Origin of the sequence: Virgibacillus phasianinus, from assembly GCF_002216775.1 — a bacterium.
GTDB lineage: Bacteria > Bacillota > Bacilli > Bacillales > Amphibacillaceae > Virgibacillus_F > Virgibacillus_F phasianinus.
Genome location: NZ_CP022315.1, coordinates 3,014,294 through 3,026,759, shown reverse-complemented (window position 1 = coordinate 3,026,759; position 12,466 = coordinate 3,014,294). Strand labels below are relative to the sequence as shown.

Sequence of the window (12,466 nt, the reverse complement as noted above, 5' to 3'; positions counted from 1 at the left end):
CCACAAATTCTCCTCCTAACAAAATGTTATATAGTTTACTTTCTTTATACCTCCTTACTATTCCTGCAAGGCGTCAAAAGAAGAAGATATTCGACAAAACTAGTTATACTTTGCGATTTTTTGTAAGGTCCGGTTAAACAATGTAAATATATTGGCGGATTCCACTTTCTTCTCAACGATTAATGGTGTCTTTGAAAGGACTTTATTGCCATTCTTAACAATCATTGTGCCAACCTGTTCGCCCTTCTTCAACGGAGGAGCAATTGTTTGTTTCAATTTTACAGATGTTGTAAATTTCTCCGGCTTTTCCCCTTTTTTATGAACAGTGCTTATTGGCTGGGATGCAACTACCTTGACATTGCTGTCCTTAGCTTTAAGCATATTTAAATTCGCAACCTGTTCGCCTTTTTTATACAGGTGCGTTGTTTCAAAATGTGAAAAGCTATAGTCCAGCATGTTAGATACAATAGAGTTTCTTGTTTTTGGTGAATCCGCGCCCATGACAACTGCTATTACCCGCATGTCGTTCTTTTTCGCTGTTGCAGTTAAACAATATTTTGCTTCACTTGTATAACCCGTTTTCAATCCATCAACACCTGGATAAAACTTTACTAATTTATTCGTGTTTACCAACCAGAATTCATTGTCTTGGCCTTTTCTTAAATAATCCTCGTATACGGACGTGTAGTTCGTAATTTCTTCGTGATCTAATAAATGCTGCGCAATAACTGCCATATCATATGCAGTTGAATAGTGATCCTCAGCAGGAAGTCCCGTTGGATTTTGGAATTTAGTGTCCTTCAATCCTAATTCTTTCACCTTTTCATTCATTTTCTTCACAAATTCTTCTTCACTTCCCGCAATGCGTTCTGCAAGTGCTACACTGGCATCATTCCCCGAAGCTATTGCAACTCCCTTCAGTAAATTATTTACGGTCATTTCCTCGCCCGCTTTTAAAAAAATCTGCGAACCACCCATTGATGCAGCATTCTCACTTATGCGCACCTTTTCGTCCAATTGAATTTTTCCATTGTCCAATGCTTCCATAATTAACAATAGAGTCATAATTTTTGTCATACTAGCGGGCGGAAGCTTTTCATGTGCCTGTTTATCATAAAGTATCTTACCTGTGTTCTGCTCAAGTAAAATAGCAGATTTCGCTTTCGATGATAGATTTAATGAATCAGTTTTATTATCCGAATTGCTCTCTTCGGCAAAGACTGGTATCGAAACTCCCGCATACACTATAAAAATAGTACAAAGTACAATGATCCAATTTTTCATAACTCTTACCTCCAACATTCTATTTAATTCTAGGCTTTCCAATCTGTACTCTTTTTATAAGTTCTATAATTAGAAAATCTTGGTCTGTCCGCCAAAAATTAATGGCAAGAGTCTTAGATCTTTTTATGCTTATACTGATAAAGTTTTATGCTTTCTTAAAATATAAAAAACACTCAAGCTCCAAACTTGAGTGTTACGCAATAAAAGCAATTATTTTGTTGTTATCATGTCATAGATCAAGGAAGGTGCATTAACTGAATCTGATGTGATTGAGATGCTCTGATAAAGTGTTTCTTTTACATTTTCTATATTTGTATCATTTGCATGAATGGTTAGTAGTGATTCCCCTTCTTTGACCCTATCACCTATTTTCTTATGAAGAACCAGTCCAACAGCCAAATCAATTTTCGATTCTTTTGTTGCTCTTCCAGCACCAAGCATCATTGCAGCAGTACCTATGTCATTTGCAATAATTTCTGAAACTGTCCCCGATGTTTTAGCAGGGAGCTCAATCTTATGGGCTGCTTGGGGCAGTTGTTCCGGACGATCCGCTACACCGGCATCTCCACCCTGGGCCTCAAGAAATAGTTTAAACTGCTGAAATGCCTTGCCATTCGTAATATTATTCTTCAGCATTGACCGTGCTTCTTCTATTGTTTTTGCCTTTTTAGCCAACAGGACCATCTGGCTGCCGAGTGTTAAACATAATTCGGTTAAATCATCCGGCCCTTCTCCTTTTAATGTTTCAACGGCCTCTTTAACTTCTAAGGCATTACCAACCGCTCTCCCAAGCGGCTGTGACATATCAGAAATGACTGCCATCGTTTGACGGCCGACGCGGTTGCCAATCGATACCATTGCTTCTGCCAAGCTCTTTGCATCATCAAATTCTTTCATAAATGCTCCAGCACCCGTTTTGACATCCAGAACAATGGCATCTGCACCGGAAGCAATTTTTTTACTCATTATTGAACTTGCTATCAATGGAATTGAGTTGACTGTGGCTGTAACATCCCGTAAACTGTATAATTTTTTATCTGCAGGAGTTAAATTGCCGGTTTGCCCGATTACAGCAACTTTATTTTTATTTACTAGACGGACAAATTCATCACTTGTTATTTCCACATGAAAGCCTGGCACCGATTCCAATTTGTCAATAGTCCCGCCAGTATGGCCAAGACCGCGGCCACTCATTTTGGCAACAGGAACACCGACTGATGCAACCAGTGGTGCCAATATTAATGTCGTCGTATCACCAACACCCCCGGTTGAGTGTTTATCGACTTTAATGCCATTGATATTCGAAAGGTCAATCGTATCACCGGAATTTACCATCGCAGTAGTCAGTGCTGCTCGTTCATCCTCAGCCATGTCCTGAAAATAAATGGCCATTAGTAATGCACTTACTTGATAATCAGGTATTTCATCGTTTGTATAACCATTAATAAAATACTGAATTTCTTCTTCGGATAAAACTTTACCGTTGCGTTTTTTTTCAATTAAATCATACATTCTCATGACCGAATCACCTTTTTATAAAAATTTTAAGATATTTTTTGAATAATTTTCTTTACAAATTGTAAAAAATCTTCTCTAACCTTTTCTGTTGTTTCTATCACTTCATCATGGGTTAATGGCTGGTCAAGGATCCCGGCAGCCATGTTGGAAATACAGGAGATTCCGAGCACCCGGATACCAGCATGGCCGGCAACAATTACTTCTGGCACTGTTGACATGCCAACAGCATCTCCACCTAGGGTACGAAGCATATTTATTTCCGCAGGTGTTTCATATACAGGTCCAGTATTCCCAACATAGACACCCTTTTGCACCTTGAGACCAAGTTCATTGGCACAGGACTCAGCATGTGAAATAAATGCCTTATTATATAGCTTTGACATATCAGGAAAACGTACTCCTAAATGATCATCATTTGGCCCCAGCAGCGGATTATTCCCCATGTTATTGATATGATCTGTGATCAGCATTAAATCACCAGGATTGAACCCTTTGTTAATGCCGCCCGCTGCATTGGTAACAATAATCGATTCAATACCTAATTCCTTCATTACCCGAACTGGAAAGGTTACTTGTTGCATGGTATAGCCTTCATAATAATGGAACCTTCCCTGCATGGCGATTACTTGTTTACCTTCGAGTGTCCCGATTATTAATTGTCCTTTATGCCCAGCAACCGTTGATTCTGGAAAATGCGGGATATCCTTATAGGCAATCGTTTGTGGATTTTCTATTTCATCACCCAATACACCAAGCCCTGATCCAAGAATCAGTCCAAGGCTTGGTTTAGCTGTTAATTCATTCTCGATAAATGTGCATGCTTCTTTGATATCTTCCCGGTACATAAGAATCCCCCTAACGAATTTCCTTCAAAAAACTTGTTCCGTGCTCCGGCATCGTAATTTTAAAATTTTCAGCAATGGTCGCACCGATATCAGCGAATGTATCTCTTTCTGCTATGTGTTTTCCATATTCAATATTTTTGTGATAGGCAAGCAGTGGAACATATTCCCGGGTGTGATCTGTTCCAGAATGGACAGGATCATTACCATGGTCTGCGGTGATTAACAATAAATCATCGTCATTTAATTTGGCGAGTACTTCTGGGAGTCTTGCGTCGTATGCTTCGAGAGCCTTTCCGTATCCTTTTGGATCACGACGATGCCCATATTTCGCATCGAAATCAACTAGATTTAAAAAACTGATACCATGAAAGTCTTTATTCATTGACTCTGCTAGTTTTGTCATACCATCTTCATTATCAGCAGTTCGAATGGCTTCTGTCACACCTTCACCATCGTATATATCTGAAATTTTACCCAACGCTATTACATCATGATTTGTATCCTTCAGCTCATTCATAACTGTATGGCCAAATGGTTTTAAGGCATAATCATGACGATTTGAAGTGCGTTCAAATGCACCTGGAATGCCGACAAATGGCCGAGCAATGACACGTCCCACCATATATTTCTCATCCAGTGTCAATTCACGTGCAATTTCACAAATACGGTATTGTTCTTCAAGTGGAATAATTTCCTCATGGGCAGCTATTTGTAACACCGAGTCTGCTGATGTATATACAATCAGTGCTCCTGTATCCATGTGTTCCTTCCCTAATTCCTCTAATATCTCAGTGCCTGAAGCGGGCTTGTTGCCAATAATTTTCCGGCCTGATTTCGTCTCTAATTCTTGGATTAATTCGGCTGGAAAACCGTCCGGAAAAGTCTGAAAAGGCTGTTCGATTCGAAGACCCATAATCTCCCAGTGGCCAGTCATTGTATCCTTTCCATTTGATGCTTCCTGCATTTTTGTATAATGTGCCCCAGGGTTCTCCTGCCTATCAATCCCTTTAATTTGCCGGATATTACTTAGACCCAATTTCTCCATGTTTGGCATGTGAAGGCCATCCATCCGCTCGGCAATGTGACCTAAAGTGTCCGCACCTGTATCATTAAATCTTTCCGCATCCGGTGCTTCACCAATACCAACTGAATCCATCACGATTAAAAAAACGCGTTTAAAATTTTCCATGTTTCAAACCTCCCATAATTATATTCCCATACTTCAAGTAATATATGTCATCAACTGTAAGTTGTAGGATGTCAGACAACTGACATTAAAAGATTACGCCCTTGGATGAAACGCCTTATAAACATCTTTTAGTCTGGATTTCGATACATGTGTGTAAATTTGTGTTGTCGATATGTCCGCATGTCCAAGCATCTCCTGCACAGCCCTTAAGTCAGCACCATTTTCAAGTAAGTGCGTGGCAAACGAATGCCTTAATGTGTGTGGAGTTATATTTGTTTCAATTTGCTTTTCCTTTGCTATCGATTTAAGGATTTTCCAAAATCCTTGCCTGGATAACGGCCTTCCATGCTGATTGAGAAAAAGAATTACTTCTTTATTCTTTTTAAGGATGATACCCCGTGAATGATCTAAATAATCTTCTATTGCACTTTTTGCAACATCACCGAGTGGGACAATCCGTTCTTTTGACCCTTTCCCCAGACACCGTACAAATCCCATAGTTAGATGGAGATCGCTTACTTTTAACGTAATTAGCTCGGAAACACGTAATCCTGTTGCATAAAGTAATTCTAACATAGCTTTATTGCGAATGGCGAGAGGGGTTCGTCCACTTACAGAAAGTAAATTTTCCACGTCTTTGGACGATAACACGGATGGCAGTTTTTTCTCTTTTTTTGGTGTTTCAATATGTATACTTGGATCGTGTTCAACAAATTGTTCCCGTAATAAAAATTGATGAAGCAAGCGAAGTGATGAAAGAGAACGTGCAATTGTTGCCTGCGATTTATGTTCATCCTTCAATAAATGCAAAAAACCTATTAAATCACTGCGGGAAACAATGCCCCAATCCGTTTTATGAAGTACACGTTCTAGATATTGAACATACCGCTCCAGATCCCTTCGATAGGAATTAATTGTGTTAGCAGAAAGTCCTCGTTCTACCTGTAAATAATGGGAAAAGTCATCAATCGCATGGTTTAGCATACCTATTATTCTCCTAATCGAAAAAATAAATTAAATCGGTCTATCAAATCTTCTTCTGTATCAAAAACTTTTACAGCAGGCCCTTCTGGTGGATCATACCGATGATATTCCTTGTACTCAGCATGCATAATCCGCAATCCGAAATAAAATAAAAACGTGCACACAGTAAATATTACGAAAACCTTTAGCGTGTCCCATAACATCCGTTTCATCCAGCATATCTCCTTTTTATAGTATCCACTATTAAAAGATATGCCAAAAAACAGGAACAATATACATAAAACTATAAATCTAGAAATAATTAATTTCTTCCTCATCAAAATAACCTATTTTCTGTCATTTGTAAAACAAAAATTCGAAAAAAATGGCTTTCATTAAAAAATATTAATGATTGGTTAACTTTATTCCGGACATTAGATTTTTTATACATAAAAAGTACAAAAAAAGCCTTTTTCGTTTACTTACGGAAAAAGGCGCTTTTAGTATGTGTTATGATGATGATTCGACAGCTACTTTCTGGCACTGTTTACAAATGCCATGAAATGTCAAGCGGTGGTCCTTTACTTGAAAACCCCAGTCATTCTCTACTATCTTTTCGACATCTCCCAACAGATCATCAACAATTTCTTCTACTGATCCACATTCAATACAGACCAAATGATGATGGAAATGTTCCGCCCCTTCTTTCCGAAGATCGTACCTGGAAACACCATCGCCAAAATTAATTTTATCGACTATTTTTAATTCCGACAATAACTCTAAGGTACGGTAAACAGTCGCGAGACCAATTTCTGGTGCCTTATCTTTGACTAATAAGTATATTTCCTCCGCGCTTAGATGATCCTCTTCCCGTTCCAATAGTACTCTCACTGTTGCCTCACGTTGTGGAGTCAGCTTATAGCTTTGTGCATGGAGTAGCTTTTTAATTCGATCAATCCGGTGTTCCATGGCAAGTCTCCTCCTCACTATTCCCACTTATTATTATATGCACAGTTGAAACGAGTGTCAAAGTATAATAATTATAAATAACTGGTTCCACTTATTATTATATAATAGTTATTATTGTTTATAAAATGTTCTGATTAAGGATTCCATTGCTTCATTCGAAACATATGATTCCATTAATGCGGCGAGCAGTGCACCAGTTAATAATAATGTAAAAACAATAGCATAACGACTTAATGGCTGTAATATTGGCTGTGACAAGCGTCTTGAAAATAACTTATTCAGTAACGTTAAAGAAAAGATCATGGATAAACTGCCAGCTATCAGGTAGATAGGGATAACTACCAGATTTTGCGGAGCAATCGATAATGATGCAAGGGACAATCCCTTTATTAAACCAAGTTGATTGACAATAAAACCTACCGAAAACCCAACAACAAGCCCTTTTAAAAATAACAATACCCATACGATTGGCAACCCTATAACCGACAAGCCAAGAATAAATAACAAAAGTAAATATTTTGCATGATAAAAAAAGCTGTCTTTCAGTATCTCTCCGTTATCAATTTCCTGACTGCCGGCAATCTTTTCAAAAAAACGTTCCAAGTAAAAGAATAAATCCTGCTTTTGTACAAAGTCCATGCTGTTTACAATAACTGCCCCAAAAATAACTCCTGTTAAAAACAGAACTAGCATAAATAAGTAGATGGTTGCGTACTTTTTTAAATGATCGACAATTAGCATTTTATTTTGAAACATCGGAGCCCCCCATTCACACAAACTATCTTATATTTAAAAACTATGAGGAATTCCGAATAAAAATACCATAATCTACTTAATTATTATAGTAATATTTTATAATCATGAATGGCTAATACTTCCATACTTCCCTCCACCACCAGCCTTAATCATTAATTCTCCGTTTCGCATTTGAATGATAGCTTCTGCCAACTTTTCTGGCACCACCTCTGTTAATCTAGTTAGAGGTACATGATGAATAATATTCATTTCCGTTCCAAACTTTTCAAGCAGTTTCTTGTATGTTTTCGGGCCAAGTGATGGTAAATATTCAAGTGGAACCTGATACTTGTATGGGGGGCGATTCATACCACTCCCGGTTGTGCTTGCGAGCTCTTTGATCCGGTCGGAAACACCTTTAACAATTTTAGTTGATCCACACGCCGGACAGACCTGGTCTTTGATTGTTAACGGCTCTAAACAGTTTCTGCAAACTGTTGTATGGTATTTACCAAGCTTTGGATTCATACCAAAATTGCTGGTGATCCGTCTGCCCCTTATTTGATGTAATGCCCAGTTAAGTTCCTTAAATGATGGTTCTTCCATCAGTATTTCCTGATATTCACGCGCAATTTTTCCCAGCGAATGGGCATCCGAGTTGGAAACAAAAGTGTAGGAATGAAGTTCCGCTATTTGATCGGCCATTTCTGTATCTGAACTGAGACCTAATTCGATTGCATCAATTAAATCTGGATCAAATACCTCATTCAGTGACTGTTTTACACCTTTTCCATACGTGCTTTTAAACGGGGTAAAGACATGGGCTGGAATAAACAAACCATTAAGTTCCTTCACTTTGTATTGTAATGCCTTTGCGGTTCCATAATAACGCTGGGAGCTCAGGTTAATATTTGTCATCTTAGTTGCCAACCATTCCGTAAACTCTTCCATTTTTGCTAGTGACGGCAAATAGCATAAAACGTGTAAAGGCCCCTTACAGTTCTCATCGTAAACTTCTATCTCCGAGCCAAGAATTAATGTCACATCTTCAAAACGGATGCCGCCATCCTTCAGCTGCTTAGCTTGTTGATTTGCCAATAATTGTTTTAATTCCTGCTGGACATGTGGTGCGTGGCTATCAATTATACCTACCAAGTGGATCCCCTTATTTCTGCTTGATTCTAGTAAAATATTGGTAAGTGTTAGGCTTTTTGCCCCTGTTATTTTTACTGGTTTATTATACATATCCCGGCCGATGTGAATATGCAGATCAGCAAAGAACGACTGTAGCATGTGTTACATCATCTCCAATGTTTTTAGATACAGTATTGCATAATTTGTTTTTGCATCATGTATACGATTTTCTTTCATGTACTTTTCGGCTTCATCAAGTGTTAATTCAAGTATTTCGATAAATTCATCATCATCTAAAGCTGCCTTTTTTTCCATAGGTTTTAGTTTATCACTCATATATATGTGCATGATTTCATCGGCAAATCCAGGTGAGGTATAAAATGAAGTGACAAATTTTAATTCATTTGTTGTATACCCTGTTTCTTCTTCTAGTTCCCTGATTGCTGTCACTTCAGGGATTTCGCCAGGTTCCAATTTACCGGCAGGAATTTCAACAATGGATTTTTCCAATGGCTTTCTATATTGTTCAACAAAAACGATTTTATTATCCTGGGTTATCGGAATAACCGCAACCGCCCCCTGATGTTTGATAATTTCACGCTTGGACGTCTTTCCATTTGGCAATGTTACTTCATCAACCTGCAAATGGATGACTTTCCCATTATATATTTGTTCCGTTTGGATTGTTTTCTCTTCAAACTTCTTCAAGTTCTTTACCTCCTTAGGCCATACTCACTCCCCATTCTAACATAGTTTAATTATATGGATTGCGCCTGAAATAATTGTAATTCTGCCTGCTAGTTTTTACACTATTACTATAGAGGCAAGAATGGAGGTTAAATAAATGAACACAAACCGTTTAGGAAAGTCAGATTTATACGTATCAGAATTAACGCTTGGTTGTATGTCGCTTGGGACGGACTCTGCCAAGGCAAAAGAAATTATTGACGCGGCATTAGATGCAGGGGTTAATCACCTTGATACAGCGGATTTATATGATTTTGGAAAAAATGAGGAAATTGTTGGTGAAGCTATTAAAAATAGGCGTAAGGATATTGTTCTAACCTCAAAAGTGGGCAATCATTTTGACCGCGCCAAAAAAGACTGGTACTGGGATCCATCAAAGTCACATATTAAAAATGGATTAAAAGATAGTTTACGCAGGCTGCAAACTGATTATCTTGATTTTTACATGCTTCATGGCGGGACAATTGACGATCCGATTGATGAAACAATCTCGGCTTTTGATGAGTTGAAACAGGAGGGTGTTATTCGGGCGTATGGCATTTCTTCAATCAGACCAAATGTAATACGTGAATATGTGAAACGCTCATCAATCGATGGTGTCATGATGCAATACAATCTGCTTGACCGTCGTCCTGAAGAAGAGGTACTGGATTTATTGGAACGACATCAGATAAGTGTCTTAGCCCGCGGTCCCCTTGCTAAAGGCATGCTTACTGAAAACGGAAATCAGCAGATAGAAAAGAAAGCCCAGAATGGATTTCTCGATTATTCCCATCAAGAATTAGTAACTATTTATCAGGAATTATCTGCTACTGTGAACGATTCGCTAATCAGCAATGCTGCCTTTCAATATATTTTGCATCATCCTGCTGTTAAGAGTGCCGTGTTCGGGGCTAGCTCTGTTGAGCAAGTTAAACACAACGCAGCCTCTAATAATGCGAAAACGATGCCAGATGAATTGTACCCGGCTCTTCAGGCAATTACAAAACCAATTAAATACGATAAACACCGTTAGAAAGAGGCTGAGACAAAAGTGATTCAGTCATAGAGAAATCCGAACTATGATTCCAAATTCTTTAATTAGAATTTGGATTAGTTCGGATATTTTATTGGCTGTTTTTGTAACTGTACTGCGAATTGTCCATAAACTGCAACGTAACTAAAAATCATGTTTGGCATCCCGGCGGTCGCTGCGGAAAAACACTGCGCTTTCCGTGGACAGCTGATGAGCCTCCTCGAGCTTACGCTCGAAGGCACTGAAAAAGTGGTGGATTTGAAAAACTTAGCTATTCACCTTAACTTAGCATCTTGAATATGCGGAGACTCCTGCGGGAAGTGAGAGATCGACGAGACCCCGCAGGACGGCAGTTAATGAAGCCCGACTAAAACCGCCCTTTGCGGGCAACGTCGGCTACCCCTTGCCGGGGCAAGGAGTCTCGTCACTCGCCCGCGAAAAGCGCAGTACATTCAAAGATGCGATGATAGATCCACATGCTTGTGCACTATCTATACCTTTTTCAGTGGCCTCAGCGTAAGCTCGAGGAGGCCTAAGCCGTGCCCTAAGGTGTGCAACGGTCCACAGCGGAAAACAACCAAGCGCTTATGTCGCTATTTATATCAACTGCGAATTAGACCCGACTATTGAAAAATTAACGTTTTAAACGTCTATCCTTTGATTGTTCGTCTTTGACTCAAATATTTTAGTTTTGTCCCAGCCTCTTTACCTTTATGAATTAATTTCCATTGATAATTTATTCTTCCCTTCATATAATAAGAACAAACGTTCCTGTTACAAGGAGGGGATTCATGTGGATTACTTGAAATACCCGCGCAATGATGTACTTTGTATCGATATGCGGTCGTTTTATGCAAGTGTGGAGGCTGTTAAATTGGGCCTCGATCCGATGGTTGTTCAACTGGCTGTTGTTGGTGATGTAAACCGCACAGGCAGCATTGTACTTGCTGCTTCTCCTGCATTAAAGAAAAAGCATGGCATCAGTAATGTAAGTCGTTTTTTTGAACTGCCGAATGACCCGGATATTCAAATAGTAAATGCGCACATGGCAGATTATCTAGCTGTTTCAATGGAAATCACAAAGTTAATTAACCAATACGTACCAAAGGAAGCTATTCATCAATATTCTGTTGATGAGGTTTGGGTAACCGTAAATGGAATCCAAAGGCTGTTTGGAAACCGGTGGCAAGTAGCCAGGTTAATCAAACATGACATCTTGGAAAACATGGGAATTACCTGCTCAATTGGGATAGGAGATAATAAATTTCTTGCCAAGGTTGGCATGGATTTACACGCAAAAAAGACTGGCATAGCTGAATGCAGATATGAGGACGTGGAAAAAAAGCTATGGCCATTTCCGGTACAGGATATTTGGGGAATTGGCCGCCGAATGCAAAATAATTTAAACAGAATGGGGATCGTTACCCTAGGCCAATTAGCAAACTTCCCCTTAGAACAATTAAAAAAGCGTTTTGGAATTATGGGGGAACAGTTGTACTGGCATGCCTGGGGTATTGATCTTAGTCCCGTTTTAGGTAATTTTATAAAATCTGAACAAAAAGGGTTTGGTCATGGAATTTCCCTGTTACGTGATTACTCAAAGGAAGAAGTTGCCACCTGCATTCTTGATCTCTGTGAAGAGGTTTGCCGCAGGGCGAGAACAGTTGATAAGGCTGGAAGAACCATTCATCTTGGTATATCGTATTCAAAAGTAACAGGTGGAGGGTTTAGCCGGTCAAGATCAATAACGCTCCCGACAAATATTACGATGGAAATCTATCATATTTGTATGCAATTATTTATCGGATTTTATGACGGAGTCAGTGACATCAGGCACGTATATGTGACTCTTGATAACCTTTATGATAACGCGGAAACGCAACTGGACTTATTTGAAAATAAACCTAAGAAAAAAGATATCGGCTATGTAATGGACTCCATTCGTGATAGATATGGATCAACCGCAATACTCCGTGCTACCAGTTATACCAATGCTGGAATTACCATCGGAAGAAGTAAGAAAATCGGGGGTCACCAAGCATAGTAAAATGTAAAAATTTAAATAGC

At 38.9% G+C, this 12,466-nt stretch carries 12 protein-coding genes; 2 read left to right on the top strand and 10 right to left on the bottom strand.

All coding sequences use genetic code 11. The features are described 5' to 3' along the window. Nucleotides 1-99 precede the first annotated feature (99 nt). From CFK37_RS14560 to CFK37_RS14515, 10 genes are all read right to left on the bottom strand, one after another. A complete protein-coding gene (locus CFK37_RS14560; RefSeq protein ID WP_089062546.1) occupies nt 100-1,284 on the bottom strand; it encodes a D-alanyl-D-alanine carboxypeptidase family protein in 1,185 nt (394 codons plus the stop codon). Nucleotides 1,285-1,494: 210 nt separating this feature from the next. Continuing rightward, nucleotides 1,495-2,802, bottom strand: a complete 1,308-nt coding sequence (locus tag CFK37_RS14555; protein ID WP_089062545.1) for a pyrimidine-nucleoside phosphorylase — start codon at nt 2,800-2,802, stop codon at nt 1,495-1,497. A 26-nt stretch (nt 2,803-2,828) separates the two neighbouring features. Next, nucleotides 2,829-3,647, bottom strand: a complete 819-nt coding sequence (locus CFK37_RS14550; protein WP_089062544.1) for a purine-nucleoside phosphorylase — start codon at nt 3,645-3,647, stop codon at nt 2,829-2,831. Between the two features lie 10 nt (nt 3,648-3,657). Continuing rightward, the gene (gene deoB, locus CFK37_RS14545; RefSeq protein WP_089062543.1) at nt 3,658-4,836 is read right to left on the bottom strand and encodes a phosphopentomutase; all 1,179 of its coding nucleotides are present in this window, start codon (nt 4,834-4,836) and stop codon (nt 3,658-3,660) included. A 93-nt stretch (nt 4,837-4,929) separates the two neighbouring features. Then, nucleotides 4,930-5,820 (bottom strand): site-specific tyrosine recombinase XerD, encoded by an 891-nt coding sequence (gene xerD / locus CFK37_RS14540; protein WP_089062542.1) that lies wholly within the window; start codon nt 5,818-5,820, stop codon nt 4,930-4,932. Nucleotides 5,821-5,825: 5 nt separating this feature from the next. Next, entirely contained in the window at nt 5,826-6,032 is a 207-nt protein-coding gene (locus CFK37_RS14535; RefSeq protein ID WP_089062541.1) for a YqzK family protein, read from the bottom strand. A gap of 277 nt (nt 6,033-6,309) precedes the next feature. Continuing rightward, complete coding sequence (gene fur, locus CFK37_RS14530; protein WP_089062540.1) at nt 6,310-6,768, bottom strand: ferric iron uptake transcriptional regulator; 459 nt, start codon at nt 6,766-6,768, stop codon at nt 6,310-6,312. 111 nt (nt 6,769-6,879) lie between these two features. Further along, complete coding sequence (gene spoIIM / locus CFK37_RS14525; RefSeq protein ID WP_089062539.1) at nt 6,880-7,524, bottom strand: stage II sporulation protein M; 645 nt, start codon at nt 7,522-7,524, stop codon at nt 6,880-6,882. 102 nt (nt 7,525-7,626) lie between these two features. After that, nucleotides 7,627-8,796, bottom strand: coding sequence for an endonuclease Q family protein (locus tag CFK37_RS14520; protein ID WP_089062538.1), 1,170 nt, complete (start codon nt 8,794-8,796; stop codon nt 7,627-7,629). 3 nt (nt 8,797-8,799) lie between these two features. Beyond that, on the bottom strand, nt 8,800-9,345 hold the full coding sequence (locus tag CFK37_RS14515; RefSeq protein WP_089062537.1) for an NUDIX domain-containing protein: 546 nt from the start codon (nt 9,343-9,345) through the stop codon (nt 8,800-8,802). A 136-nt stretch (nt 9,346-9,481) separates the two neighbouring features. Here CFK37_RS14515 and CFK37_RS14510 point away from each other — a divergent pair, with 136 nt between their 5' ends. Together CFK37_RS14510 and CFK37_RS14505 are read left to right on the top strand one after the other, a co-directional pair. Next, the gene (locus tag CFK37_RS14510) at nt 9,482-10,399 is read left to right on the top strand and encodes an aldo/keto reductase (RefSeq protein WP_089062536.1); all 918 of its coding nucleotides are present in this window, start codon (nt 9,482-9,484) and stop codon (nt 10,397-10,399) included. A gap of 793 nt (nt 10,400-11,192) precedes the next feature. After that, nucleotides 11,193-12,443, top strand: coding sequence for a DNA polymerase IV (locus CFK37_RS14505; RefSeq protein ID WP_089062535.1), 1,251 nt, complete (start codon nt 11,193-11,195; stop codon nt 12,441-12,443). Nucleotides 12,444-12,466: the final 23 nt, after the last annotated feature.